General features: G+C 73.3%; 24 protein-coding genes and 1 pseudogene. 14 read left to right on the top strand and 11 right to left on the bottom strand.

Going from position 1 to position 25,924, the window contains the following annotated elements; translation table 11 throughout:
- Nucleotides 1–14: 14 nt before the first annotated feature.
- The 4 genes and pseudogenes from KSF81_RS20415 (at nucleotide 15) to KSF81_RS20400 (ending at nucleotide 2,182) form a co-directional block, all read left to right on the top strand.
- A complete protein-coding gene (locus KSF81_RS20415) occupies nucleotides 15–314 on the top strand; it encodes a FitA-like ribbon-helix-helix domain-containing protein (protein WP_217380522.1) in 300 nt (99 codons plus the stop codon).
- On the top strand, nucleotides 311–733 hold the full coding sequence (locus KSF81_RS20410; protein WP_217380521.1) for a type II toxin-antitoxin system VapC family toxin: 423 nt from the start codon (nucleotides 311–313) through the stop codon (nucleotides 731–733). Before KSF81_RS20415 ends, KSF81_RS20410 begins: the two co-directional genes overlap by 4 nt.
- Nucleotides 730–1,490 (top strand): annotated as a pseudogene (locus KSF81_RS20405) (competence/damage-inducible protein A). Before KSF81_RS20410 ends, KSF81_RS20405 begins: the two are co-directional and overlap by 4 nt.
- Before the next feature lie 8 nt (nucleotides 1,491–1,498).
- Nucleotides 1,499–2,182, top strand: a complete 684-nt coding sequence (locus KSF81_RS20400; RefSeq protein WP_309139634.1) for an HAD hydrolase-like protein — start codon at nucleotides 1,499–1,501, stop codon at nucleotides 2,180–2,182.
- A gap of 8 nt (nucleotides 2,183–2,190) precedes the next feature.
- Here the strand turns inward: KSF81_RS20400 and KSF81_RS20395 are convergent, their stop codons facing one another.
- A complete protein-coding gene (locus KSF81_RS20395; protein ID WP_217380520.1) occupies nucleotides 2,191–3,210 on the bottom strand; it encodes a succinylglutamate desuccinylase/aspartoacylase family protein in 1,020 nt (339 codons plus the stop codon).
- 246 nt (nucleotides 3,211–3,456) lie between these two features.
- On the opposite strand from KSF81_RS20395, the gene KSF81_RS20390 reads away from it, so the two are divergent.
- Nucleotides 3,457–5,016, top strand: coding sequence for a M81 family metallopeptidase (locus KSF81_RS20390; protein WP_217380519.1), 1,560 nt, complete (start codon nucleotides 3,457–3,459; stop codon nucleotides 5,014–5,016).
- On the opposite strand, the gene arsB is transcribed toward KSF81_RS20390, so the two are convergent.
- The 7 genes from arsB to KSF81_RS31165 form a co-directional block, all read right to left on the bottom strand.
- Nucleotides 4,959–6,047 (bottom strand): ACR3 family arsenite efflux transporter, encoded by a 1,089-nt coding sequence (arsB, locus tag KSF81_RS20385; RefSeq protein ID WP_217381788.1) that lies wholly within the window; start codon nucleotides 6,045–6,047, stop codon nucleotides 4,959–4,961. The genes KSF81_RS20390 and arsB overlap by 58 nt on opposite strands.
- 35 nt (nucleotides 6,048–6,082) lie before the next feature.
- Complete coding sequence (gene arsC / locus KSF81_RS20380) at nucleotides 6,083–6,517, bottom strand: arsenate reductase (glutaredoxin) (RefSeq protein ID WP_217380518.1); 435 nt, start codon at nucleotides 6,515–6,517, stop codon at nucleotides 6,083–6,085.
- Nucleotides 6,514–7,005, bottom strand: a complete 492-nt coding sequence (locus KSF81_RS20375; RefSeq protein ID WP_217380517.1) for an ArsI/CadI family heavy metal resistance metalloenzyme — start codon at nucleotides 7,003–7,005, stop codon at nucleotides 6,514–6,516. Before KSF81_RS20375 ends, arsC begins: the two co-directional genes overlap by 4 nt.
- On the bottom strand, nucleotides 7,002–7,361 hold the full coding sequence (locus KSF81_RS20370) for a helix-turn-helix transcriptional regulator (RefSeq protein WP_217380516.1): 360 nt from the start codon (nucleotides 7,359–7,361) through the stop codon (nucleotides 7,002–7,004). The genes KSF81_RS20375 and KSF81_RS20370 overlap by 4 nt, the downstream gene beginning before the upstream one ends.
- A gap of 156 nt (nucleotides 7,362–7,517) precedes the next feature.
- Nucleotides 7,518–8,327, bottom strand: a complete 810-nt coding sequence (locus tag KSF81_RS20365; protein ID WP_217380515.1) for an MBL fold metallo-hydrolase — start codon at nucleotides 8,325–8,327, stop codon at nucleotides 7,518–7,520.
- A 6-nt stretch (nucleotides 8,328–8,333) separates the two neighbouring features.
- Nucleotides 8,334–9,071: a DsbA family protein gene (locus KSF81_RS20360; RefSeq protein WP_217380514.1), complete on the bottom strand. Its 738-nt coding sequence runs from the start codon at nucleotides 9,069–9,071 to the stop codon at nucleotides 8,334–8,336.
- Entirely contained in the window at nucleotides 9,068–10,486 is a 1,419-nt protein-coding gene (locus tag KSF81_RS31165; RefSeq protein ID WP_217380513.1) for a M48 family metalloprotease, read from the bottom strand. Before KSF81_RS31165 ends, KSF81_RS20360 begins: the two co-directional genes overlap by 4 nt.
- A 181-nt stretch (nucleotides 10,487–10,667) precedes the next feature.
- On the opposite strand from KSF81_RS31165, the gene KSF81_RS20350 reads away from it, so the two are divergent.
- The gene (locus KSF81_RS20350; RefSeq protein ID WP_217380512.1) at nucleotides 10,668–12,047 is read left to right on the top strand and encodes a gamma-glutamyltransferase; all 1,380 of its coding nucleotides are present in this window, start codon (nucleotides 10,668–10,670) and stop codon (nucleotides 12,045–12,047) included.
- Nucleotides 12,048–12,050: 3 nt separating this feature from the next.
- On the top strand, nucleotides 12,051–13,235 hold the full coding sequence (locus KSF81_RS20345; RefSeq protein WP_217380511.1) for a pyridoxal phosphate-dependent aminotransferase: 1,185 nt from the start codon (nucleotides 12,051–12,053) through the stop codon (nucleotides 13,233–13,235).
- An 83-nt stretch (nucleotides 13,236–13,318) separates the two neighbouring features.
- Here KSF81_RS20345 and KSF81_RS20340 read toward each other — a convergent pair whose 3' ends face one another.
- On the bottom strand, nucleotides 13,319–13,843 hold the full coding sequence (locus KSF81_RS20340; RefSeq protein WP_217380510.1) for a transposase: 525 nt from the start codon (nucleotides 13,841–13,843) through the stop codon (nucleotides 13,319–13,321).
- A 604-nt stretch (nucleotides 13,844–14,447) separates the two neighbouring features.
- Between KSF81_RS20340 and KSF81_RS20335 the strand changes: the two genes are divergently transcribed.
- From KSF81_RS20335 to KSF81_RS20315, 5 genes are all read left to right on the top strand, one after another.
- Nucleotides 14,448–15,380, top strand: a complete 933-nt coding sequence (locus KSF81_RS20335) for a DUF1259 domain-containing protein (RefSeq protein WP_217380509.1) — start codon at nucleotides 14,448–14,450, stop codon at nucleotides 15,378–15,380.
- A 177-nt stretch (nucleotides 15,381–15,557) separates the two neighbouring features.
- Nucleotides 15,558–16,529: a YncE family protein gene (locus KSF81_RS20330; RefSeq protein WP_217380508.1), complete on the top strand. Its 972-nt coding sequence runs from the start codon at nucleotides 15,558–15,560 to the stop codon at nucleotides 16,527–16,529.
- Nucleotides 16,530–16,548: 19 nt separating this feature from the next.
- Nucleotides 16,549–17,313 carry a hypothetical protein gene (locus tag KSF81_RS20325; protein WP_217380507.1) on the top strand — a complete coding sequence of 255 codons (765 nt, stop codon included), beginning with the start codon at nucleotides 16,549–16,551 and terminating at the stop codon, nucleotides 17,311–17,313.
- Nucleotides 17,314–17,589: 276 nt separating this feature from the next.
- Nucleotides 17,590–18,261 carry a hypothetical protein gene (locus tag KSF81_RS20320; protein WP_217380506.1) on the top strand — a complete coding sequence of 224 codons (672 nt, stop codon included), beginning with the start codon at nucleotides 17,590–17,592 and terminating at the stop codon, nucleotides 18,259–18,261.
- Complete coding sequence (locus tag KSF81_RS20315) at nucleotides 18,258–19,493, top strand: MFS transporter (RefSeq protein ID WP_309139633.1); 1,236 nt, start codon at nucleotides 18,258–18,260, stop codon at nucleotides 19,491–19,493. The genes KSF81_RS20320 and KSF81_RS20315 overlap by 4 nt, the downstream gene beginning before the upstream one ends.
- Nucleotides 19,494–19,581: 88 nt before the next feature.
- Here KSF81_RS20315 and KSF81_RS20310 read toward each other — a convergent pair whose 3' ends face one another.
- Nucleotides 19,582–19,929 carry an antibiotic biosynthesis monooxygenase gene (locus KSF81_RS20310; RefSeq protein WP_217380505.1) on the bottom strand — a complete coding sequence of 116 codons (348 nt, stop codon included), beginning with the start codon at nucleotides 19,927–19,929 and terminating at the stop codon, nucleotides 19,582–19,584.
- Between the two features lie 100 nt (nucleotides 19,930–20,029).
- Here KSF81_RS20310 and KSF81_RS20305 point away from each other — a divergent pair, with 100 nt between their 5' ends.
- Together KSF81_RS20305 and KSF81_RS20300 are read left to right on the top strand one after the other, a co-directional pair.
- Nucleotides 20,030–20,737, top strand: coding sequence for a helix-turn-helix transcriptional regulator (locus KSF81_RS20305; protein ID WP_217380504.1), 708 nt, complete (start codon nucleotides 20,030–20,032; stop codon nucleotides 20,735–20,737).
- A complete protein-coding gene (locus KSF81_RS20300; protein WP_217380503.1) occupies nucleotides 20,737–21,978 on the top strand; it encodes an MFS transporter in 1,242 nt (413 codons plus the stop codon). The genes KSF81_RS20305 and KSF81_RS20300 overlap by 1 nt, the downstream gene beginning before the upstream one ends.
- A 98-nt stretch (nucleotides 21,979–22,076) precedes the next feature.
- On the opposite strand, the gene KSF81_RS20295 is transcribed toward KSF81_RS20300, so the two are convergent.
- Complete coding sequence (locus tag KSF81_RS20295) at nucleotides 22,077–25,190, bottom strand: ribonuclease E/G (RefSeq protein WP_254453652.1); 3,114 nt, start codon at nucleotides 25,188–25,190, stop codon at nucleotides 22,077–22,079.
- Nucleotides 25,191–25,924: the final 734 nt, after the last annotated feature.

The following is a 25,924-nucleotide window of genomic DNA, read 5'->3' as shown; positions in this document are numbered from 1 at the left end:
TAGCGGAGGATGCCATGGGCCAGGTTCTCGTGCGGAACCTTGATGATGCAGTGATCGAGCGGCTGAAGCAGAAGGCGCAATCGCGCGGCACCTCGCTCGAACAGGTGGCGCGGGAGGCGCTGGCCGCGGCGGCGCAACTCGATGACCGCAAGGCCTGGGCGGATCGCGCCGATGCGCTGCGGGCGCAGACCACCTACGACCCCACCTGGGATTCGGTGGCGGTCATTCGTGCCTACCGTGACTACGACCGGATGGAACGGCTGCTGGACGAGCAGCTTGCCAAGCAGACGACGGAGGCGAAGGAAGCGAAGTGACGCCGGTTGTCTGCGACGCCTCCGTCACCGTCGCCTGGTACGCCGATGAGGTGCAATCGCCGATTGCGCGCCAGTTGCAGCGCGGCGCCGCCCCGCTCTTCGCGCCCACCCTGGTGCTGGCGGAGACCGCGAATGCGCTGTTGAGCCGCATCCGGCGCCGCCTTCCGACGCCGCCTGGCTATCCGGAGACAGCCCTGCACGAACTCCAGACCGGTGCTATCAGCTTCATCCCCGATCCGGTGCTGCTGGATAGCGCCATGGCAATCGCCCTGCGTCTCGGCCACCCCATCTACGACTGCTTCTACCTGGCGCTCTGCCGGCGGGAGGAGGCGATGCTCGCCACCTTCGATGCACGGCTGGCGCGCCATGCCGAAACCCTCGCCATCCCGCTCTGGACCCCGGAGGCCCCCGCCCCATGAATCCCACCGCCTGCCTGCTCATCATCGGCAACGAGGTGCTCTCCGGCCGCACCCGCGACGCCAACCTGCAATTCCTGGCCACCCGCCTGGGCGAGCTCGGCATCCCGATGCGGGAGGTGCGGGTGATCCCGGATGTGCCCGAGACCATCATCGCGACGGTCAATGAGGTGCGGGCCAATTCGACCATGTCTTCACCACCGGCGGCATCGGTCCCACGCATGACGACATCACCAGCGAATGCGTGGCCCGCGCCTTCGGCGTGCCCTGGGAGGTGCATGAGGAAACCCGTGCCCTGATGGCCGCCGACTACGCCCGCCGCAGCCCGCCGGTGGAGTTCAACGCCGCCCGCCTCCGCATGGCGACCCTGCCGCGCGGCGCCGTGCCGATCCGCTGCGACGAGACCAGCGCGCCCGGCTTCAGCATGGGCAATGTGCATGTCATGGCCGGCGTGCCCCGCATCATGCGCTCCATGTTCGAGGCGCTGGCGCCGCAACTGCCGCGCGGCCGGCCGGTGCTGTCGCATACCGTGCATGCGGATGGCGTCTATGAGGGCCTGATCGCCGAGGGGCTCGCGGCGATCCAGGCGCGCTACCCCGCGCTCGATATCGGCAGCTATCCCTATTACCGCGCCCCCGGCGGCGGCGTGGCGCTGGTGGCCAAGGGCACCGAGGCGGCGGCGGTGGAGGCGGCGGCGCGGGACATCGCCGATTTCCTGCGCCGGCTTGGCCATGAGCCGGTGGAGGGGGAGCCGGCCTGACCCTGCCCGTGCCGAACCAGGCCATGCCCTGGCGGCTGGCGATCTTCGATTTCGACGGCACTCTGGCCGATAGCCTCGACTGGATGCGCGGCGCCATCAATGAGGTGGCGCAGCGCCACGGCTTCCGCCAGGTCTCGGAGGCCGAGGTCGAGATGCTGCGCGGCCAGGACAACCAGGCCATCATCCGCCATCTCGGCGTGCCGCTCTGGAAGCTGCCGGCGATCGCCGCCGCCATGCGCCGGCGCATGGCCGAGCAGGCCGGGGAGGTGCCGCTTTTCGCGGGCACCGGCGGCATGCTGCGGCGATTGGCGGCAGGGGGCGTCACGCTCGCCATCGTCAGTTCCAATACGGAGGCGAATATCCGGCGCATCCTCGGGCCGGAGAATGCCGCGCTGATCGGGCATTACGGCTGCGGCGCCGCGCTCTTCGGCAAATCCGCCAGGTTCCGGCGCATCCTGGAGCGGAGCGGCGTGCCGGCCGCGCAGGCCATCGGCATCGGCGACGAGACCCGCGACATCGAGGCGGCGCGGGCCGCCGGCATCGCCGCCGGCGCGGTGGGCTGGGGCTATGCCAGGGCCGAACTGCTCCGCTCCCGCGCGCCGACGGTGCTGTTCGGCAGCATGGAGGAGATCGTGGCGCTGCTGCTGGGCTGCGGCCGGCCAGTCACCGAAGGGCTGGGCGCCAAGGTTTGATGCCGCGCTCAGCCCCCGACGAAGCGCGCCAGCCGCACCGCGGTATGGCCCGGCATGGTGCGCAGGCTCGGCATCACCAGCAGGCAATCGTCGTGCGGGGTGCGGATCTCCTCCTCGCCATCCAGCGCGATCAGCGTGTTGCGCGCCGGCACCACCTGGCCGCCACGGAAGGGGCGCATGAAGGCGAAGCCCGGGGTGCGGGCGGTGATGGTGCGCGTCACCTCGGCCAGGCGGGGCCGCGGCATCTCCCGGCCCGGCGGGTCCGGCCGGAGCAGGGCATCCTCCGCGCCCGCCGTGCCGAGCAGGCGGAGCAGCCGCGCCGCCACCGCCTCCATGGTGTCGATGGTCGAGGCCTCCCAATGCGCGCCGGCCTCCACCAGCAGGCCGGTGCAGCCACGCCCGGGGTCGGCGAAGGGGCCGAAATCGATCAGCCGCCGGCCGGCCGCATGGCCCTCATCGGCCACCACCAGCGGCGGCAGCCCGACCTCCAGCGCCAGGCGCTGCGCCCGTGCCGTGCCGCCCGCCAGGATCAGCGGGTCGGAGGGCCAGAGCATGGAATGCAGGTCGAGCAGCACATCCACCGTCTCGAAGAACGGCCGCAGCAGCCGGGCGCGGCGCAATTCGCAGGAGCGGCGGCCGCCCGAGAGCGTCTCCTCGTCCCAGAGGCGGTTCATGTCCTCGTCGATGAAGCGGCTCGCGGTGGGGTCTTCCGGGTCGAAGCGGGAATAGGCGTCGAGATTGGCGAAGACCAGGCTGAGCCGGCCCCGCTGCGGCCGGAGGCCGGCGCGCAGCCAGCGGTCCAGCACCACGGCGCCGGCGATCTCGTTGCCATGGGTCAGCGCCACCACCGCGACATGCGGGCCAGGCTCCGGCGCGGTGAAGCTCCAGACGCCGGGCAGCGCATTGCCGGTGATCCAGGGGCGGAGATCCGGCGCGCCGATCCGCACCTCGAGCGGCGGCGCCACCTCGCGGGACAGGCCCGCGACGATCGCCGCCAGCGCGGGGGGGAGGGCATCCTCCCGTATCATGCGGCACGGCGCCCGCTGGGCCGCGGCGCCGAAGCGCCGCCGCCATGGCCTGGGTCGCCCCCGCTGCCGCCTGTACCTGATACCCCCAACCGGGCGAGCATCCCGACCGACTCCCCGATCCTGCCCATCATCCACCCTGCCCCTTGCCGGGCGACGCTTCCCGCCTTGGACCCGGCGGCCCTCCGCGATCGCTGAAACACAGTCTATACGGGCTTGCGGGAGCGGCAATCGGGGGGAGGCACGGAGATGGACCGGAACGGCAGGACAGCGCCCAGGATCGCGGTGCTGGGGTTGCATCTGGAGGCGAATGCCTTCGCGCCGCCCACGGTGCTGGAGGATTTCACCCGGCAATGCCTGGTGCGCGGCGAGGAGATCACCGCGCTCGCCCGGGCCGAGGCCAGCCAGATGCCCTCCGAGGTCGCCGGCTTCTACCGCAGCATGGATGCGGCCGGGCCCTGGGTGCCGCTGCCCTTGCTGATCGCCGCCGCACCACCCGGCGGGCCGATCGAGCAGGCGGTCCTGCACGGCTTCCTGGACGAGATCGCCCGCGGCCTGGCCGCCGCCCTGCCGCTGGACGGGGTCTATATCGCCAGCCACGGCGCCTCCTCCGCCACCGGCGACGAGGATAGCGACGGCACCCTGGCCGCCCTGGTGCGGCGGATCGTCGGGCCGGCGGTGCCGGTGGTCTGTTCGCACGACCTTCACTGCAATGTGAGCGAGCGGCTGGTCGAATCCGTCGATGCCTTTGTCGCCTACCGCACGAACCCGCATGTGGACATGGCCGCCCGCGCCGCCGAATCGGCCGGGCTGCTGCGGGAATTGCTGGCGGGCGGGCATTTCGCCCGCGCCTTCATCCGGCTGCCCCTGGCGCCGCCGACGGTGACGCTGCTGACCGCCGCCGGCCCCTATGCCGACCTGGTGCGGGATGCGGAGGCGCTGATGCGGGAGGATGCGCGCATCGCCAATGCCTCCGTGACGGGCGGCTTCGTGTTTTCCGACCTGCCGAAATGCGGGATGACGGTGACGGTCACGGCACGGGACGGCGCGCTGGACGTGGCACGCGCGGCGGCGCTCGGGCTGGCGCGGCGCGCCTGGGCGGAGCGCGGGCGGCATGTGCGGCGCCTGCTCTCGGTGACGGAGGCGACTGACCTCGCCTTGCGGGCCGGGCGGGGCGAGCATCCGCCGGTGATCTTCTCCGATTCCGGCGACAATCCCGGTGGTGGCGGCCGCGGCAATACCGCCTGGCTGCTGCGGGCGCTGCATGAGGCGGGGGCGCAGGGCGTCGTGCTCGGCGTCTTCATCGATCCGGCGCTGGCGGCGGAGGCGCATCGGCTGGGCGAGGGGGCGCGGTTCGAGGCGGTGTTCAACCGCGTGGAGAGCGAATTCTCGAAGCGCTTCACGGCGCCGGCGCGGGTGCTGGCGCTGCGCGACGGCAAGGGGGTGGGCCGGCGCGGCACCATGGCCGGGCGGCGCTTCGACCTCGGCCCCTCGGCGCTGCTGGAACTGGAGGGGTCCGGGCTGCGCGTGGTGCTGGGCAGCCTGCGGCGGCAATTGCATGAGCCGCGGATGCTGGAGATGCATGGCGTGGACATCGCCGCCGCGCGCTGCGTGGTGGTGAAGAGCCGCGGCCATTTCCGCGCCGGCTTCGACGAGTTCTTCCCGGAGGACCGCATCTTCGAGGTGGATGCGCCGGGGCTGACCAGCCCGGTGTTGGCGAATTTCGCATGGAAGCGGTTGCCGCGGCCGGTTTATCCGCTGGACGAGGGGGCGGAGTGGCGGGAGCCGGATTGGGCGGCGGGGATGTAGCGCGCCGCCGCGCCGCGCTCGTACCACCCCCGCGAGCGGCGGAGGATGTGCACGACCGAGAGCATCACCGGCACCTCGACCAGCACGCCGACCACGGTGGCGAGCGCCGCGCCCGACTGGAAGCCGAACAGCGCGATGGCGGTCGCCACGGCCAGCTCGAAGAAATTGCTGGCTCCGATCAGGGCAGAAGGACCGGCCACGCACCACTCGACCCCGAGCCGGCGGTTGAGCCAATAGGCCAGCCCCGCATTGCAATAGACCTGGATCAGGATCGGCACCGCCAGCAGCGCGATAACGGCCGGTTGCCGCATGATCTGCTCGCCCTGCAGGCCGAAGAGCAGCACCAGCGTCAGCAGCAGCGCCGCGAGGGAGAGCGGGGCCAGCCGCCGCAATATGCGGCCGAGCGCCGCCTGGCCACCGCGCGCCAGCAGCGCCCGTCGCCAGAGCTGCGCCACCACCACCGGCACGAGGATGTAGAGCACCACGGAGAGCAGCAGCGTGTTCCATGGCACCGTGATCGAGGACAGGCCCAGCAGGAGGCCCACGATCGGCGCGAAGGCCACCACCATGATCATGTCGTTGAGCGCGACCTGGCTGAGCGTGAAATGCGGTTCGCCATCCACCAGGTTCGACCAGACGAAGACCATGGCCGTGCAGGGCGCCGCCGCCAGCAGGATCAGCCCGGCCATGTAGCTGTCGATCTGCCCGGCCGGCAGCCAGGGCCGGAACAGCCAGCCGATGAAGAGCCAGCCCAGCAGCGCCATGGAGAAGGGCTTGACCAGCCAGTTGATCCCGACCGTGGCGGCGATCCCCCGCCAGTGCCTGCCGATCTGCCCGAGCGCGGCCAGGTCGATCTTGAGCAGCATCGGCACGATCATCAGCCAGACCAGCACCGCGACCGGCAGGTTGACCTCCGCGAGCGTCGCCGCGCCGATCGCCTGGAAGGCGGCCGGCATGGCCTGGCCGAGCGCGATGCCGGCGAGGATGCAGAGCGCCACCCAGAGCGTCAGGTAGCGCTCGAAGACCCCCATGGAGGGCGCCTTGGCCGCCTCGGCCGCCGTCACGCTCAAGGTGCGGACCCCGTCACCCGGTTGCCCCGGGCGTCCGTGACCGCCTCGCCATCCTCCTTGGCGAAGGCGCCATGCTGTGGTGCGGGCAGGATGTCGAGCACGGCTTCGGATGGGCGGCAGAGCCTCACGCCGAGCGGCGTGACCACGATCGGCCGGTTGATGAGGATCGGATGCGCCATCATGGCGTCGAGCAACTGGTCATCCGTGAGGCCGGGATCGTCCAGCCCGAGCGCATCATGGGGCGTGCCCTTCCGGCGCAGCAGGTCGCGCACCGGGATTCCCATGCGGGCGATCAGGCTGGCCAACTCCTCCCGGCCTGGCGGGGTCTTCAGGTACTCGATGACCTGCGGCTCCTCCCCGCTGTTGCGGATCAGGCCGAGGACGTTGCGCGACGTGCCGCAGGCCGGGTTGTGGTAGATGGTGACGGTCACGATGCGCGCTCCTCCGCCAGCGCGGGACCGCAGCAGGCGGCCGCCGGCTTTGCCTGCACCTGCGGCGCGCAGCAGGCCCCGCCCGTGGTCCTGACCGCCTCGGCGCCGAAGCCGTCGCCATAGACCGTGCTCTCGCCATGCGTCAGGAAGGTTTCCCAGGACAGCCCTTGCGGGTCGGTGATCCAGGACTTTTCCGACCTGGCATAGCAGCAGGTGGTGGCGCCCTCCTCCAGCACCGGCCGGTCGGCCTGTTGCAGCCGGCCATAGACCTCGTGCAGTTCCTCCGGCGTCTCGACCTGAATCCCAAGGTGATCGAGGCCACCCGCCCTGCCACGCGCGGATATGGCGAAATTCACGCGCGGATCATCGAGCATCCACTTCGCATAGTCGGGCTTGAGGACGCTCGGCGTCGTGGCGAAGAGGGCGCTGTAGAACCGGACGGATTGGGCGATGTCCTCGACGGACACATGCACATGCAGGCGCTTCATTGGCGGGTGCTCCCTTCCTTGGCTTTGACGAGGGCGGTGGCATCGCAGAGGCCGGCGTCGCAGCCGGCCGGCTCGCCCTGGCAGCAATTCTCGGTCAGGTAGGCCAGCAGGTCGTTCATGGCACCGTATTCGGCCGCGTAGATCAGCGACCGCCCCTCCCGCCGGAAGGTCACCAGGCCAGCCTGACGAAGCTGGTTCAGATGGAAGGAGAGCGTGGCCGAGGGCAGCCCCAGCCGCTCCCCGATCTGCCCGGCCGGCAGCCCTTCGCCGCCGGCCTGCACCAGCAGGCGGAAGATATCGAGGCGGGAATCCTGTGCGAGGGCCGCGAGGGCGGCGATGGCGCCTGCTTTCTCCATATCTCTAGAATCATGGAAATGAAGGCGCCTGTCAAGCACCATGAGACGGGCGGAGCGATGCGCCACCGGAAATCTACCGGCCCGGGCCTGGTGGACGCTTTGCCACCGCAGCCGCCCGGCAGGATGCCGATGGGCGAGGGTCGTGCAGCAGGCCCCTCACGGCTCCACCATCCCCGCCACCCACCGGCAATACCGCTCCGCCGACCGCGCCACCGCCTGCTTCCCGCCTGTCGTGATCTCCCGCCCCTCGAAGGCGCCATAGATCGCATCGAAGGCCAATGCCTCGCAGCGCGCCGCCATGCGCCGCACCTGCTCCGGCGGCAGCGGGATCAGGCAGGGGTAGCTCCGCATGAAGCCGAGGTGCTTTCGGTCCGGCAGCACCTGCAGGATGTCGCCCGAAAGCAGCACCCCCGCGCCGCGCGCCCAATGCGCCACCGTGCCGCCGGCGAAATGCCCGCCCAACCGGTGCAGCGTGAGCCCCGGCAGCACCGGCTGTTCCTCGCCCTCCCAGAACCGCAGGCAGGGGTCCGGCCGCATCACATGCGCCCGGTCCGCCTGGTGCAGCCAGACCGGGCAGCCGAAGGCGCGGCCCCATTCCACCATGCTGGAATAGTAATGCGGGTGGGAGATGGCGATGCCCGCCAGTCCGCCGAAGGCCCGGATCATCGCCTCCGTCGCCCCATCCAGCAGGGCAATGCAATCCCACAGGAAATTCCCCGCCGGCGTCCGCACCAGCAGCGCCCGCTGGCCGATGCCGAGGCTCGGAGTGGTCTGCACCGCCAGCAGGTCCGGCTCCAGCATCCGCCAGCCATTGGTGTGGGACCCGCACAGCCGCTCCAGCGTGGTCCAGCCCTGGCCACTGGCGGGCACGTATTGCCGCTCATCCTCGCACATCGGGCACCTGGGTGGCGGCGCCGGGCTTTCGGCGAATTGCGTGGTGCAGGTGGTGCAGAGGAAATGCGGCATGGCGCGCTACCTCGCTGGCCTGGCTTCCGCCACCAGCCGCTCCAGCGTCGCCAGATCGACCGCGCCGGGGATCACCGTATCGCCGATCACCAGGGCCGGCGTGCCCTCGATCCGGAGCGCCTGGGCGAGCCGCATGGTGCCGGCCAGCCGCTGCTGCACCACGGGATCGTCCATCTCCCGCCGCAGCCTGGCCCAGTCGAGCCCGATCCGCTCCGCCTCGCGCCGCAGCACCGGCTCGGCCGGCTCCTCGCGCAGCTTCAGCAGCGCGTCGTGCAGTTCCGCGTATTTGCCCTGGCGCTGCGCCGCCAGCAGGGCGCGGCTGGCCAGCACGCTGTTCGGGCCGAGGATCGGCAGGTCCTTCAGCACCAGCCTCACATCCGGCTGCCGCCGCAGCAACTGCTCCATGGTCGGGTGCAACTGCTTGCAGTAGCCGCAGCGGGCGTCGAAGAATTCCACCAGCGTCACCACGCCCTGCGGGTTGCCGCGCACCGGGTCGGCGGGGTCGCGGAACAGGGCATCGGCATGGGCGGCGACGGCGGCGCGCAGCGCGCCCTCGCGGTCCCGGGTCTCGGCCGCCTCCAGCGCCACCAGCGCGTCCCGCAGGATGGAGGGGTCCTGGCGCAGGGCCTCGCGCAGGATGCCGACCACCTCCTGCCGCTGCTCGGGCGTGAACCGCGCGCTTTCCTGGGCATGGGCCGAGGTCGCCAGGGCAAGGGCGATTACCGCGCCCAACACAATCTTCACCGTCTTGTTCTCCGTCGCATGGCGTCTTCCGCGTCGCGCTGCTCGCGCGTCAGGTTATCCCGTTGCGCGGCATGGCGCAGGTCCTCCGCGCGCAGCCGCAGCGGCCCGGGCGGCAGCGCCGCCGCCGCCCGGCGGGAAAGCAGGCGCACCGCGGCGTAGTCGCCCTCCAGCATGGCTTCCTCGGCCAGGGCGATATCCGCCCGCGGCATCCGCCCCAGCCTTCCCTCCGCGATGCCAAGCTGGCGCCAGACGAAGGCATTGTCCCGCTCCATGCGCAGGCTGGCCTCGAATTCACCCACGGCGGCGCGCAGCAGGGGCGCCTCGCCCGCCTCCATCAGCGCGCGGCCGAGCGCCAGGCGGATCAGCGGCTCGCCCGGAGCCAGCCGCACCGCCTCCCGCAGCACCGGGATGGCCTGCCGCAGCCGCCCGGCCTCGAACAGGATCTGGCCCTGCAATTCCCGCAGCCAGGGGCTGCCCGGCTCCTCCCGCAGCAGCCCCTCCAGCAGCTCCAGCGCCGCATCGGTGCGGCCGGAGCGGAACAGCGCGATGGCGCGGGCATAGCGCGCGGGGGCGGAGGCATCCTCCTCCCGGGTGCGCCGCAGGGTGGTGGCGGGGGCGCCGATGAAGCCGTCCAGCTTGGCGCGGACCAGGCGGAAGCCGCTTTCGAAGCCGGGCGGGAAGGCGGCGCCGGCATGCGGGCTGCGGGCCACCCAGTCCTGGGTGAATTCCAGCCGGTCGCGGGAGAGGGGATGGGTGCGGAAATACGGGTCCTGCCGCGCCTCCGAGAGCAATTCCTGCTCCTGCATCCGCTCCAGCAGGTGCGAGAGGCCGCGGCCGGACCAGCCCAGCCGTTCCAGGTACTGCATGCCCGCCTGGTCCGCCGCCTGTTCCTGGGCGCGGGTGAAGGCATAGAGCTCCCCCATCGCCATGGCCTGGCTGCCGAGCAGCAGCGCGCCGGCCGCGTTGCCGCCGACATCCCGCCCGCCCGCCGCCGCCGCCGCGCCGCCCAGCAGCATCCCGGCGATGGAGCGGATCATGGCGTTCCGCATCTCCTCCGGCAGCCGGGAGATATGGCCGCCGGCGATATGCCCGGTCTCATGCGCCAGCACGCCCACCAGGTCGCCGACCGTCTCGGACTGCTGGATCAGCCCCGTATTGATGAACATGCGGTTGCCGGTGGTGACGAAGGCGTTTATGGGCCGCGCCTGGATCAGCGTGATGCGCACCAGGGCGGGATCCACACCGGCGGCGCGAAACAGGGGATGGGCGATCATGCGGAGCAGGCTTTCGGTCTCCGCGTCGCGCACCGTCACCACGGCGCCGCCTTGCGCCCATGCCCGCGAGGGCCAAAGGACGGGGACCGGGGACGCCAGCATGACCAGCAGCGCCGAGAGCAGGGCTAGCGCCTTCCGCATGGGGATTTCTCTAGCCTGCGATCGTCCCGGGTGGAAACACCCAGGGCGTGAATCGCTGGCTCGGCAAGCGCATGGGGCCGCGCCGGGGCCAGACGCGGGCGGGCGGCGGAACGGAAGCGGGCGGGGCATCCGCGCCGGCGCGCTGCTCGGCGCCACCCTGGCCCTGGCCGGCTGCGAGACGATGAACAGCCTGCTCTCGCCCTTCACCGGCAGCGGCCCGGCCCAGGGCGCCCCCGGCTTCGTGCGCGGCTTCCTGGGCGGCGTGGCGGCCGAGGACCCGGCGGCGGCGCTGGCGGCGCGGAGCGTGCTCTCGGCCGGCGGCACCGCGGTGGATGCGGCCGTCGCGGCCGGCTTCACCATGGCGGTGACGCTGCCCTCCCGCGTCGGGCTCGGCGGCGGCGGCGCCTGCCTGGTCTTCGACCCGGCCAAGGGCGCGACCGAGGCGGTGCTGTTCCTGCCCGGCGCGCCGGCGGGCGTGCCGCCCGGCGCCGACCGCCCGGCGGCGGTGCCGCTGCTGGCCCGCGGCCTCTTCGCGCTGCATACCCGCAAGCCCGGCCGCCCCTTCGAGGAGCTGATCGCCCCGGCCGAGCAGCTTGCCCGCTTCGGCACCGAGATGGGCCGGGGCCTGGCCGCCGACCTCGCCGCGGTCTCGGGGCCGCTGCTGGCCGATCCCGGCGCGCGTTCGGTCTTCGCCGGGCCCGGCGGGGCGCCGCTCCAGGCCGGGCAGCGGCTGGTGCAGCCGGAACTGGCGGGCACGCTCGGCCAGTTGCGGGTGGCCGGGGTCGGCGACCTGCATCAGGGCAACCTGGCCCGGCGGCTGGCCGAGGTGTCCCAGGCAGCCGGCGGCGGCCTCACCCTGGATGAGTTGCGGGCCGCCTTGCCCAACCTGGCCGCGCCACTGGTGCTGCCGAGCCGTGGCGGTGACCAGATCGCCTTCCTGCCGCCGCCGGCCGATGGCGGCCTGGCCGCTGCCGTCAGCTTCGCCGCTTTGCAGGCGGGGCAGGGGCTGGAGGCGGCGGCGCAGCGCGGCCTGGCCGCCGCCGCCGCCTGGCGGGAGCGGGGCGGCGACCCGCGCGCCTATCTCACCGCGGCGGCGCCGGCCGGCGGGCCGGGGCTTGGCGTGCTGCCGGCCTCGGCCGGGCTGATGGTCTTCGACCGCAGCGGCAATGCCGTGACCTGCGCCTTCACCCTCAACAACCTGTTCGGCACCGGCCGGATGGCGCCGGGCATGGGCTTCCTGCTGGCCGCGGCGCCGGGGATCGGCGCGGTGCAGCCGCCGCTGCTCTCGGCCGCCATCGCCTACAACCCGAACCTGCGGGCCTTCCGCATGGGCATCGCCGCCTCCGGCCAGCAGGCGGCGCCGATTTCGGTGGCCGGCCCGGCGGCACTGCACCTGCTGCGCGGCGCGGATACGGCAGCGGCGCTGGAGAACGGCACGCTTGGCACCGGGCGGGCGCAGATCGGCGCCTGCCTGAACTACCTGCCGGGCTACCCGGACCGCTGCGTGGCGCGGTCCGACCCGCGCGGCACCGGCGTGGCGCTCGGCGCCGTGGACCAGTAGGGCATGGCGCTGAAGATCGGCCGCGGCGCCGCAGCGCCGCCCTTCCTGGTGATGGACGTGATCGCGGCGGCCAATGCCCGGGCCGCCACGCTGCCGTCCGGCGCCCATGGCGATTCGCTCGGCGTGATCCGCATGGAGGTCGGCCAGCCCGGCACCGGCGCCCCGCGCGGCGCCGCCGAGGCGGCGATCCGCGCCCTCCAGGGGGCCGCGCCGCTCGGCTATACCGAGGCCTTCGGCCTGCCCTCGCTGCGCGAGCGCATCGCCCTGCATTACGCCGAGCGTTACGGCGTGACCGTGCCGGCCAGCCGCATCGCGGTGACGGTCGGTGCCTCCGGCGCCTTTCCGCTGGCCTTCCTGGCGGCCTTCGACCCCGGCGACCGGGTGGCCATGGCGGCGCCTTTCTACCCGCCCTATGCGAATATACTGACCGCGCTCGGCATGCAGCCCGTGCTGCTGCCCTGCGACACCGCGACGCGCTGGCAGCCGAGCCTTGCCATGCTGGAGGCGCTGGACCCGCGGCCGGAGGGGCTCATCATCGCCAGCCCCTGCAACCCCGCCGGCACCATGCTGCCGCCTGAGGACCTCGCCGCCATCGCCCGCTGGTGCGAGGCCAATGGGGTGCGGCTGATCTCCGACGAGATCTACCACGGCCTGACCTATGGCGAGGTGGCCGAGGCCACGGCGGCGGGCTTCTCCGCCAGCGCCGTGGTGATGAACAGCTTCAGCAAGTATTTCTCCATGACCGGCTGGCGGATCGGCTGGCTGCTGCTGCCGGAGGACCTGGTGCGGCCGGTGGAGTGCCTGGCGCAGAACCTCTTCATCTCGGCGCCGCATATCGCCCAGGTGGCGGCGGAGGCGGCCTTTGCCTGCAAGCCGGAGCTTGAGGCCAATATCGCCCGCTACCGCCGCAACCGCGCCCTGCTGCTGCGCGAATTGCCGGCCGCGGGGCTGGACCGGCTCTCGCCGGCCGATGGCGCCTTCTACCTCTGGGCCGATATCGGCCACCTGACCAACGACGCCACGGCATTCTGCGCCCGGATGCTGGCCGAGGCGGGAATCGCCGCGACGCCGGGGGTGGATTTCGACCGCGAGCGCGGCAACCGCTTCCTGCGGCTGAGCTATTGCGGGCCGGAGGCGGATATGGCGGCGGCGGCGGCGCGGCTGCGGGGGTGGCTGGGGGGCGGATAGGCGGCAGCCTAGGGAGGGCGTTGCCCTCCCTGGGACCCACCCACCAAAGGCCGAAGGGCCTTTGGAAACCGTGAGTTCGGGCATCAGGGTGGGGCCAGCTTCTTCGACCATACCCTGCGGCCGCCGGCATAGGCGAGCAGGCGGCCGAGCCGGGTGAGGGTGCCGGGCGGCGGCGGGTCCGAGAAGAGCCGATCCAGCAGCCTGGCCTGGAAGCGGTGCAAGGCTTCGGACAAATTCCGGTTCGGCATGTAGCAGGGCAGCATCGGCAGCGCGCTGTAGAGGCCGAGGCGGCGGGCGAGCGTCAGGCCGGCCATGCCGAGCAGGCGCATGGCGCGGCGGGCGGCGCGGCAGAGCCAGTACTCGATGGCGCGGAGCGCCGGTGGGCAGCGAGGCAGTGCCAAGGCCGCCAGCAGCCGGGCCCAGAGCCCGGCATGGGTGAGGCGGCGGAAGTGGCGGCTGACGGTGTCGCCCTTGCCGAACTGCTCCGGCAGGGCGTGCCAGGGCTGGCCGGAGACGGCGGCGTGCAGCATGGCGTCCATGCGGTTGCGCCATTCATCCCCGAGCGGCCGTCCGGCCCGCCGCCCGGCCGTGCCGGGCGCGGCCCTCATCCAGCGGCGGAGATGCGGCGCGAGCGCGGCTCATTCGGCATCGGAGAGCGGCATCCAGGCGCGGCGGGGCGTGAAGCGAGGCATGGCGGGCTCCGTCACCCGGGGAAAGTGCTTGGAACATATCATGAACTGCGCTGAAATGCAATGGAATGCCAGCGGCGGGGGCCGACCCGGGTTGAAACCAGTCATTGCCTGGCTTCGAGGCGCCGCACCGTCGCCAGAGCAAGGTGATCCTTGACGAGCCTGGCCCTGCTGCCCATCCTGGGCGCACGGGGCTTCCGCGATCGCCCCGTGAGGCTTCGGCCCAAGCATCGCGTCCACACTCCGGCGCCAAGCGCCGGCGGAGGGGACGCCCATGCAAGCTCCCGACCCAATCACCCCATCCCAACCTGCTCGGCCGCTCGGCACGCCGGATGCCCCTCGCGCCATGGATGTTCGGACAGGCGAGGACGTCCACAGCGGTCCCGGAGCCCTGCCAGCATCCGCCCGGCGAAACTTCCGCTGGCTGTCCGGCCGGACAGGCGGGTTCGGGGATTCCCAGGCTCATCGCGGGAGCCTGAGTTCTGGATGGGGGGCAAAGGGGACCGGACGAGGAGGACTTCGCATGATGCGCAGAACCAGCCTTCGGGCCGCATTGCTCGGCCTTGCGCTGACCTGGCCGGCCATCGGGCTTGCGCAGGGGAGCGGACCCGTGCCCTCCGCCGGTGACGCCGATTGGCGGCGCACGGTTGCCTCCGTGCTCGGCAAGCCGGGAGCCGACATGCCGGGCGGCATCTACCGCGTCGCCCTGCCGCGGACGGACCTGGGTGTGACGCTCGACACCCTGCGGCTCCGTCCGGGCTTCGCGCTCGGCTCATGGCTTGCCTTCCACGAGCACGGCGCGGAGGTGATGGCGATGGGCGACCTGGTGTTGCTGGAGGGCGAGGTCGCACCGGTCATGCGCCGTCTCGCCGAGGGCGGCGTCGAGGTCACGGCGCTGCACAACCACCTGCTGCGCGCCCAGCCCGAGACGATGTACCTGCACGTCTCCGGCCGGGGCGACGCGGCCCACCTCGCCACCGCCCTGCGCAAGGCCCTGGACGAGACGGCGACGCCGCTGCAGGGCGCGGCAGGCCCGGCCGGCGAGGACCGGATCGAGGGCCTCGACACCAGCGCCTTCGCAAGGGCGCTCGGCCGCGAGGGCCGCGCCGCGGGCGGCGTCTACGCCGTCTCGGTGCCCCGGGCCGAGGCCATCCGCGAGCACGGCGAGGAGGTGCCGCCGGGCATGGGCCTCGGGACGGCGATCAACCTGCAGTCGGCCGGGAACGGCAGGGGCGCCATCACCGGCGACTTCGTCCTGACCGCGGCCGAGGTCGTGCCGGTTCAGCGCGCGCTGGTCGAGAACGGCATCGAGGTCACGGCCATCCACAACCACATGCTCGGCGAGGAGCCGCGGTTGTTCTTCATGCACTTCTGGGCCGTGAACGACCCGGAGCGGCTCGGGCGCGGCCTGCGCGCGGCGCTCGACCGCACGAACTCGAAGCGGGCGGAGCGCTGAGCGCATGAGCCGCCGGGGCACCACCGGGCGCAGGCGACGCCCGTGACCGCGCCACTCGGGAAGGAACCGCAGGCGATGGGAAGCGCACCGGGCCGCCGACGGGTCCTTGGGTTGCCCCTGGCGCTGGCGGCGCCGTTCGCCGCGGCAGCGCGGCAGGGCCCGGACGGGGAGGCACCCATGCAGGTCGAGGCGAAGATCCCGCTCGGCGACGTCCATGGCCGCATCGACCACCTCGCCGTGGACGTCGCGCGCCGCCGCCTCTTCGTCGCGGAACTCGGCAACGACAGCCTGAGCGTGGTCGACCTCGCCGCGGGGGCCGCCGCGCACCGGATTCGTGGCCTGCGGGAGCCGCAGGGCGTGGCGTTCGTCCCCGCCGCGGACGTCCTCCTGGTCGCCAATGCCGGGGACGGCACGGTCGAGCGCTACCGCGGCACCGACCTCGTGCCGCTCGGCCGGACGCTCCTCGGCGCCGACGCCGACAACCTGCGCCCCAACCCGGCGGGCGGCGGGCTCGTCTGGGTGGGCCACGGCGGCGCCGGGCACGGGGCCGCGGGCGCCAGGGGCGGCCTGACGGCGCTGGACGCCGCGACTGGGCAGCAGGTCGGCCCGACCATCCCGCTGCCCGCGCACCCGGAATCCTTCCAGCTCGAGGCGACGGGGCCGCGGGCCTTCGCCAACCTCCCGGGCGCGGGCGACGCCGTCGCGGTCCTCGACCGGGCCACGCGGCGGCAGGTCGCCACCTGGTCGGTGCCTGGGTTCCGGGCCAACTTCCCCATGGCCCTCGACGAGCGCGGCGGGCGCCTGTTCGTGGGGTTCCGCGGCCCGCCCACGCTCGCCGTCCTCGACCTCGGCAACGGCGCGGTGCTCGCCCGGCTGCCGCTCTGCGGGGACGCCGACGACCTCTTCCTCGACGCGCGCCGACACCGCCTCTACGCCATCTGCGGCGAGGGCGTGGTGGAGACGTTCGAGGATCCGGGTGGCGCGCGGGCGGAGGCTGCCCGCATCCCGCGCCACCTGACGCGCCTGCCGACCGCCGTGGGGGCCCGCACCGGGCTGTTCGTGCCCGAGCTCGACCGGCTCTTCGTCGCCGTGCGCGCCGCCCCGGGCGAGCCCGCCGCGGTCTGGGTGCTGCGGCCGGGTCCGCCTTGATGCGGAGGGGGTCAGGGCGATGCGCTCCTGCCTGGCGATTCCGCCCCACCTGGGACCCGCATGCCGGGCGGTGCTGCTGGGCGCGGCCCTGCTGGCGCGCAGCCATGACGCGCTCGGCTACAGGCCGTTCGATAGCACGGACGCGGCCGTGGCGCCGCCCAGGGAGTTCGAGCTGGAGCTCGGCCCGGCGGGCGTGCTGCTCGATGGTTCCGACCGGACCCTGATCGCGCCCGCCTACGTGCTCAACCTCGGCTTGGCCGAGGGATGGGAGCTCGTGCTCCAGGGGCGCGGCCAGGAGGCGCTGTCCTCCGCCGCCCACCGGGCCAGCTTCGCGGGCAACGCCCTGCTCCTGAAGGGGATGCTGCGCGACGGCGTGCTCCAGGAGAGGGCCGGGCCGAGCGTCGCCACGGAGTCCGGGCTCCTGCTGCCGGGCATCCACCAGGAGAGCGGCGTGGGCGCGAGCTGGGCCGCCATCGTGTCCCAGCGGTGGTCCGGGCTGACCGTCCACCTCAACGCCGCGGCGGCGCTGACCCACGAGCACCGGGCCGACCTGTTCGTCGGCACCATCTTCGAGGGGCCGTCCGACTGGCGGGTGCGCCCGGTCGCGGAGCTCTTCGTCGAGCGGGAGTTCGGCACCGCCACCACCGTCTCCGGCCTCGTCGGCGCGATCTGGCGGGTCCGGGAGAACCTTTCGTTCGACCTGGGTCTGCGCGAGGCGAGCGTGAACGGGCGTGCCGTGAGCGAGGTCCGGGTCGGCCTGACGTTCGGCTGGGCGGCATGGTGACGCACGGGTCCTCCGGCCGACATCGAGGGGTTCCGCCGCGCGAGGAGTGCCCCGGGTACGAAGTCCACCGGGGGGGACCCACGGCCTCGGCGAATGTCTAGTGGGCCGATTCACCTGACACTTGGTTCCCAAGTGTCAGGTGAATCGGCCCACGAAATCAACGGCTAGTGGTGCGTGCCAGGCGGTAACAACCGTCTGGCACGCACCACTAGAAGGGCAGCTTCCGGCGCGAATGCCGTACCAACAGCCGCCCTGCAGGCGGCCAGGAGGAACCTGATGGCGCACTTCACCCGGCACATCGGCAGGCGCGGACTTCTCCTGGCGGCGGGCTCGCTCGTCGCCGGATCGGTGCATGCCCAAGGCAGGCACATTCGGCAGGACTTCGAGGATATGCCAGTGGGTGGCCCGCCGCTTGGCTTCGCCCTCGGGTTCACGGGCGGCGGTCCGCCGCCGCGCTGGGTCGTCTTGGATGACCCCTCGGCGCCCGCCGGGCCGCGCGTGCTCGCGGAGACCAGCCGCGACCGGACCGACACGCGCTTCCCGCACGCCGTCCTGGACGGCTTCGAGGCCCGCGATGTCGCGGCAGCGGTGCGCTTCCGCCCCGTGGATGGCCGGGTGGACCAGGCGGCGGGCCTCGTGGTCCGCTACCGTGATGCCCGGAACTACTACGTCGCCCGCGCCAATGCGCTGGAGAACAATGTCCGGCTGTATCGCGTGGTCGATGGGCGCCGGATCCAGTTTGCCGGGACCGACGCCCGTGTGCCCCGCGACCGCTGGCAGGCGCTCGGCCTGATGGTCCGGGGCGACCGGTTCGAGATCTCACTGGATGGACGGATGCTGTTCGCGGCCGCGGATCGCACCTTCACGGGGGCGGGGAGGGTCGGGGTCTGGACGAAGGCCGACAGCCTCACCCACTTCGACGCCCTGGAAGCCGAGGAGGTGCCGTGAGTCCTTCGACCCGTGCCGCCATGGCCACCGGCATCGCGGCGACCCGCGATCCTGTCCGGCATATCTTCATCGCGCGGGGGCTGCGCGACTTCGGCGATGGCCTCGTTGCTGTCCTGCTGCCCGCCTACCTCGTCGCGCTCGGCTTCGGCGCGGCGGCGGTCGGCGCCGTTGCGACCACGGCCCTGCTCGGCTCCGCGCTGATGACGCTGGGGATGGGCTTCGTCGGGACCCGCGTGGATCCCCGGTTGCTGCTCCTGCTGGCGGCGCTGCTGATGGCGGCGACCGGGCTCGGCTTCGCCGCGGTCGCGGGCTTCGCCGCGATCGCCGCGGTCGCGTTGGTCGGCACCATCAATCCCTCGGCCGGGAGTGTCAGCATCTTCGCCCCGCTGGAGCAGGCCTTGCTCACGCATGCCGCGGCGGATGCCAAGCGCACCGCGATCTTCGCCCGCTACAGCCTCGTCGGAGCACTCGCCGCGGCGCTGGGAGCCCTGGCCGCGGCTGCCCCGGATGCCATGGCGGCCGCCGGAATGCCCCCGCTCCTCGCGCTTCGGTCGGCATTCCTGGTCTATGCCGTGCTCGGCGTGGCGTGCTTCCTGGCGTATCGGCCCATCCCGCCGCTCCCGGCGGCCGACCGCATCGGGCGGCATGCGCCGCTCGGGCCATCCCGCGGCATCGTCATGCGGCTTGCCGCCCTGTTCTGCGTGGATTCCTTCGCGGGCGGCCTCGCGGTGCAGTCCTTGCTGGCGCTCTGGCTCTTCGAGCGCTTCGGCCTGTCCCTGGCCGAGGCCGGGCTGTTCTTCTTCTGGTCGGGCGTGCTCTCCGCCTTCTCCTTTCCGGTCGCGGCCTGGCTCGCGGCCCGGATCGGGCTCGTGAACACCATGGTATTCACGCATATCCCGTCGAGCCTGTGCCTGATCGCGGCCACGCTCGCGCCGACTGCCGAGGTCGCGCTCGGGTTGCTCCTGCTGCGGTCGGCGCTCTCCCAGATGGACGTGCCGACGCGCAGCTCCTACGTCATGGCGGTGGTCACGCCGGCGGAGCGGACCGCCGCGGCGAGCTTCACCGCGGTCCCGCGCAGCCTCGCCGCGGCGGCAAGCCCGGCCCTGGCCGGGGCGGTCTTCGCCGCGGGGTACCAGGAATTGCCCCTGGTCGCCTGCGGCGTGCTGAAGATCCTCTACGACTTCGCCCTGCTGGCGGCGTTCCGGCACATCAGGCCGCCAGAGGAACGGTAGGCTGGAGCAGCCCGCCCGCACCTCACCCCCCAGCTTGCAAACCCCGCCGGTCCAGGGGGCGCCCGAGGGGGCAAGGCCCCCCTCGGCCCTACCCCCCATGCCTTGCCCGCAAATCCGCCGGCGCCTGCTCCCGCTCATTCATGCCGTAGTCCCTGAGCACCGAGGCCACCCGCAGCCGGTAGCCGGCGAAGATGCCGTCGCGCCCCGCCGCCTGGGTTTCGCGGTGGCCCATATGGTTGCGCCAGTTCGCCACCGCCGCCTCATCCGCCCAGAAGGAGAGGGAGAGCAGCTTGGCTGGATTGCTCAGGCTGCGGAACCGCTCCACCGAGAGGAAGCCCGGCATCTTTTCCAGCGCCGGCCGCAGCCGGGCGGCGTGGTCCAGATAGTCGTCCATCCGGCCCTCGGCCGGTTCCACCTCGAAGATCACGGCGATCATGGCATTGCCTCCCTTGCCGGCGCAGCCTGCCATGCAACGCGCGCGCTGTCCTTCGTTCGGGGGCGAAGCCGGCCGGGCGCGGGGCTGCTACACTCCCGCCATGGCCACACCCGCCGCCTTCGCCAGCCTTGCCGCCCTGATGGGCGACCCCGCCCGCGCCGCCATGCTGCAGGCCCTGCTCAGCGGTGAGGCGCTGACCGCGGGCGAGCTGGCCCGCATCGCCGGCATCGGCGCGCCCAGCGCCAGCGCGCATCTGGCGCGGCTGGTGGAGGGCGGGCTGGTCCTGGTGCATCCCCAGGGCCGGCACCGCTACCACCGTCTGGCCTCCGAGGAAGTGGCTGCGGCGATCGAGATGCTGGGCGGGCTGACCATGACCGTCACCCCCGCCCGCCGCTGGCCGCATGGCGAGGCCCTCCGCACCGCGCGGCTCTGCTACGACCACCTGGCGGGGCGGCTCGGCGTCGCGCTGCATGGGGCGCTGGTGGGGCGGGGCTGGATCGCCCCGGCCGAGGGCGGCTGGGCCGCCACCACCGCCGGGGAGGCGGGGCTGGCCGGGCTCGGCATCGACCTGCCGGCCGCCCGCCGCGCCCGCCGCTTCGCCTGCGACTGCATGGACTGGTCGGAGCGGCGGCCGCATCTGGCCGGCGGCCTCGGCCGCGAGATCGCCGCCTGCTGCCTGCGCCGCCACTGGCTCGGCCGGCTGCCGCCCGAGGGGCCGGCCGACCCGCTCGGCCGCCGCCGGCTGCGGCTGACGCCGGAAGGGGCGCGGCGGCTCGGCGAATCGCTCGGCATCAACGCCCTGCCCTGATGGACGGCCCGGCCTTCCCGCCCGCCCGGACCGGGCTTTCGCCCGCCACCCGGCTGCTGCTGGCGCTGGTGGTGGCGACCAGCGCCAGCCAGTTCCACCGCGCCGCGCTCGGCGTGGTGGGGCCGGAGCTGGCGGCGGATCTCGGCGCCGGCACGGCCATGCTGGGGGCGGCGAATGGCGCCTTCTTCCTGGCCATGGGCCTGGCGCAGATCCCGGTGGGGCTGGCGCTCGACCGGATCGGGCCGCGGCTGACGGTGGCGCTGCTGACCCTGCCCGCCACGCTCGGCGCGCTGGCCCAGGCTTTCGCCCCGGATGCCGGCTGGTTCCTGGCGGCGCGCTTCCTGCTCGGCCTCGGCTGCGCCGCGAGCTTCATGGCCAGCGTGGTGCTCTCCGCCCGCTGGTATGCGGGGGAGGGGCTGACCACGGCGCTGGCCCGGGTGTTTGCGCTCAGCCAGGCCGGCATCCTGCTGGCCGGCGCGCCCTTCGCCGCGGCGGCGGGGCTGATCGGCTGGCGCGGCGCCTATGCCGTTTCGGCGGCGCTGACCCTGCTGCTCGGCCTGCTCTGGTGGGTCTGGGTGCGGGACGACCCGCCGCACCGCCCGCCGCCGCTGCGGCCGGCGGAGACGCTGGGGGCGGCCTTGCTCGGCCAGGTGACGGTCTGGCGCACGCCGGGGCTGCTGCCGGTGCTGGCGATGCACCTGGTCGGCTATGCCAGCATGGCGACGGTGCTGGCGGTCTGGGCCGGGCCCTACCTGGCCGAGGTGCATGGGCTGGCACCGGGGCCGCGCGGCGTGGTGCTGCTGGTGATGGGCCTCACGCTCTCGGCCGGGCTGCTGGGCGTCGGGCCGCTGGAGCGCTGGCTGAACACGCGGAAATGGCTGGTGGCGGGGCTGGCTTCCGGGGTGGTGCTGGTGCTGGCGGCGCTGGCGCTCTGGCCGCAGCCGCCGCTGGCCGTGGCGGTGGGGCTGCTGGTGCTGCTCTGCCTGCTGTCCTGCTACCCGGTGGTGGTGGTGGCGCATGGAAGGTCGCTGTTCCCGGACCACCTGGTCGGGCGCGGCGCCACCACGGTAAACCTGGCGCAGACCGCGGGCAGCGCGGCGCTGCCGGCGCTGACCGGCTGGGCGGTGGCGGTGGCGCCGGGTGCGGCGGCTTGGCCGATCGCCTTCGGCACCCTGGCGGTGGCGCTGGCCCTCGGGCTGCTCGGCTACCTGACGGGGCGGGACGCGCCGCCGCGGCCGTGAGGCGCCCCGGCGCCTGAATCCCGCGGGTGAAAGCGGCGGGGCAGGCACTGGACCACGGCCTTCGCGGCCGTGGTCCAGGCTTGGTCAGGCGTGCCGCTTCAGCGCTTCCACCAGCCGCGCCGCCGCGGCGCCGCCTCATCCACCGCATCGATCAACGTGGGCTGGATCACCGGGCCCAGGACCGGCTCGGCGGGCTGCTGCGCCACCGGTTCCGCGGCGATGGGCGCCGCTTCGGGCTCGGTCGGTTCCGCCGCGGGTGCCGCCGGTTCCGGCTCCGGGGCTGCCGGCTCCGGGGCGGGGCTGGCGGCAACGGGCTCCGGTGCCGCGGCAGCGGCCGGTTCCGCTGCCGCGGTGGGGGCCGGGTCCGGGCTGAGGACCGGCTCGGCCGGGGCAGCGGCGGCCGGCTCCGGCGCGGCGACCGGCTCCACCGGCGCGGCGGGTTCTGCCGCGGCGGGCGCAGCCTCGCCCACCAACTCCGGCGAAGGTTCGGCCGCCGGCGCCTCGGGCATGGCCGGCGCCACCTGGGCGGCCGGGCGGCTGCGGCGGGTCACCGCGGCCTCGGCGGCAACCTCGGCCGCTTCCATGGCGGCGAGGATGTCGTCCACATGGCCGGCGAAGGGGTCGGCCGGCGTCGGGCCGGTGTAGCGCGGCGGCGATTCGGCCGCGTGCGGGGCCTCCGGCCCGGCCTCACCATTTTCGGAGTGCGGGGCGGTGGCGGCACGGCCGCCGCGGCGGCCACGGCGGCGGCGGCGCCTGGCCTGGGCCTCGGCCTCCGTCTCGGCCGCATCGGCCGGCTCGGCGGCGGGTGCCGGGGCGGCTTCGGCCGCATCGCCTTCGGTCGCGGCGGTGACGGCGGTGTCCGCGGCGGGCTGGGCCTCGGCTTCCGTCTCGTCGTCCTCGAATTCGCCCTCGCCCTCCTGCGGCGCATCCGTCTCGGAACGGCCGCCGGTGCGGCGGCGGCGACGGCGGCGCTTGCGGTGGGCGCCATTGGCGGCCTTGTCCTCCGCCTCGGGCGCCCTGGCCTCGGCGGGAGCGGCCTCGGCCTCGGCCTCCTCGGCCTCCGCCTCCTCCTCGGGCTCCGGCGCCTCTGGTTCCGGCGCGTAATCCATGCGGAGCGCGGCCGGCATGGTCTCGCCCATGCGCTGGCCGGGCTCGGCGGCGCGCACCCGTTCCAGCCTGAGCGCCGGCGGCAGCAGGGTGTCGTCCGGCTCGAAGACCACGGCCATGCCGAAGCGCGCCTCGATCTGCGCCAGGCGGTCGCGCTTGCGGTTCAGCAGGTAGAGCGCGATGGAGGTCGCCACATGCACCGCGATCTCGGCGGAGCGGCGCTTGGCGCCCTCCTCCTCGATGGCGCGCAGCACGGCCAGCGCGCCGCTCTCGATGCTGCGGACCTGGCCGCGGCCCTGGCAATGCTGGCAGGTGACGAAGGTGGTCTCGGTGAGCGAGGGGCGCAGCCGCTGCCGGCTCATTTCCAGCAGGCCGAAATGGCTGATGCGGCCCACCTGGATGCGGGCGCGGTCGAAGCGCAGCGCCTCCTTCATCCGGCGCTCGACCATGGCGTCGTTGCGGTTCGACTCCATGTCGATGAAGTCGATGACGATGAGGCCGGCGAGGTCGCGGAGCCGCAACTGCCGCGCGATCTCGTCCGCCGCTTCGAGATTGGTGCGGAGCGCGGTGTCCTCGATATGCCGCTCGCGCGTCGAGCGGCCGGAATTCACGTCGATCGCGACCAGCGCCTCGGTCTGGTTGATGACGATATAGCCGCCGGAGCGCAGTTGCACCGTCGGGCTGTGCATCGCATCGAGCTGCGCTTCCACGGAATGGCGCGCGAAGAGCCCGCCATCGCGGTTCAGGTGGATCTTCCTGGCATGCTGCGGCATCAGCATGCGCATGAACTCGCGCGCCTCCCGGTAGGCCTCCTCGCCATCCACCAGGATCTCCTCGACGTCGCGGGCATAGACGTCGCGGATCGAGCGCTTGATGAGGTCGGCTTCCTCGTAGATCAGCGCCGGCGCGGTGGAAGCCAGCGTCCTTTCGCGGATATTGTCCCAGAGCCGCAGCAGGTATTCGCAGTCCCGCCGGATCTCGGGCTTCGGCCGCTGCGCGCCGGCGGTGCGGACGATCAGCGACATGCCGCCGGGCAGGTTCAACTCGTCGATCACCTCCCGCAGGCGGCGGCGGTCGGTGGTGGAGGTGATTTTGCGGGAGACGCCGCCGCCGCGCGGCGAGTTCGGCATCAGCACGGAGAAGCGGCCGGCCAGCGAGACATAGGTGGTGAGCGCCGCGCCCTTGGTGCCGCGCTCCTCCTTGACCACCTGCACCAGCATGATCTGGCGGCGCTTGATGACCTCCTGGATCTTGTAGTGGCGCATGAAGCGGGGCGTCGAGCGGCGCTCGCCGTTCGAGTCTTCCGGGCCTTCGCCGCCGATGGTCTCGGGCGGCGGCGCCTCCTCGGATTCCTCCCCGTGAGAGGCGAAGCCCCCGGCGTTGTGGCCATTCGGCAGGGGCGCCGCGAGGTCGGGCTGGTCGCCCATGCCCGGGGCTGCCGGGGCCGCGTCATCCTCGGCCTGCGGAGCCGAATCCTGCTCGGCCTGCGGAGCCGCGTCCTGCTCCATGGGCGGGGCCGTGTCATGCTCCGCAAGCGCGGCACCCTCGGCGGCCGGTTCGGCGGCCTCCTGGGCTGACGGCCCGGCGGCCCCGGCCGCGTCGTCCGTGGCCTCGGCCGCGTCGTCCGTGGCCTCGGCCGCCTCGTCGCCGGGGCTCTCCTCGGCGTGGTGGCTCTCGGCCTGCATGGCCAGCGGCGCCATCTCGGACCGGCGCTGCCAGGAATCCGCCTCGTCGCCGCCCCAGTGGGCGGCGCGATCCATGGGCGATTCGGGCGGCTCCTCGTCCTCCCGGTCCCGCTGCGCCTGCTCCTCGCGCGCCTCGGCCTCCTGCATCTCCAGCAGGCGCTGCCGGTCGGCCACCGGGATCTGGTAGTAGTCCGGGTGGATCTCGCTGAAGGCGAGGAAGCCGTGGCGGTTGCCCCCGTATTCCACGAAGGCCGCCTGGAGGCTGGGTTCCACCCGCACCACCTTGGCGAGGTAGATATTCCCCTTCAGCGGACGTCTGGTGGCGGCTTCAAGGTCGAATTCCTCTAGCCGGTTGCCGTCCAGCACCACCACGCGGGTTTCCTCCGCGTGGGATGCGTCGATCAGCATGCGTTTGGTCATCGAAGCTGGTGCTCCGCGCCGCGGCGCGCTTTGGCAGGCCTGCGGCGGATCGGGGTGACGTGGCCCGAGACAATGCGGAAACGCGGCGCGGCGATGGGCATGCGGCGGCGGTCCGTCCTCTCTCGGCGGGGCGGCCGCCGCGCGGGCTGCCAGCGCGCCAGGATTGGCGGGCGCGGGCGGCCCGGGACGTCGCCCCAGGGTTCACGCCCCATGCGCAAGGCACGTCGCCCGCAGCGTGGCGCGGGCGGGGCGGCGTCGGCCGCACGGGAACCGGGAGCGGCAGCGGGCCGCTGAGGGTGCGTGGCGCGACCGGTCCCGCGGGAGCGGAGGAAGGCGGCCCGGGCGATGCCTCGGATGGCGGCCCGGCGAATCGCGGTTCCGACCCAGGCTGGTGCAGCCAGATCGATCCCATGCCAGGCACCATCACGGATCCTGCCGGCGGCCCCTTGGCCGTCCCGGAATCACCGCGCCTTGATCCTCCACCGGCAGCGGGCGCCGCCGGGGCAATGCACCATACGCAAGGGGGGGTGGGTTCCACAAGGCCGCAGGCCCGGGCGCCGCCGTGGCGCCTCAGGTGGAATCTCAGGGCCGCGTGGCAAGTCACCGCCGGGCATGATACAGCCCCGGCTTGCAGGATAACGGCACCGCTGGGGGGGGCGTCGCCGCAATGGCCAGGATGGATGCGGCCGGGGGGACCACGGCCGAGGGGATCACGGACGGGAATCGGCCCATGC

This window comes from Siccirubricoccus sp. G192, assembly GCF_019084075.1.
Lineage (GTDB): Bacteria > Pseudomonadota > Alphaproteobacteria > Acetobacterales > Acetobacteraceae > G192.
Note: the sequence above shows the minus strand (reverse complement) of the source record. Positions and strands in the feature narration are given on the sequence as shown.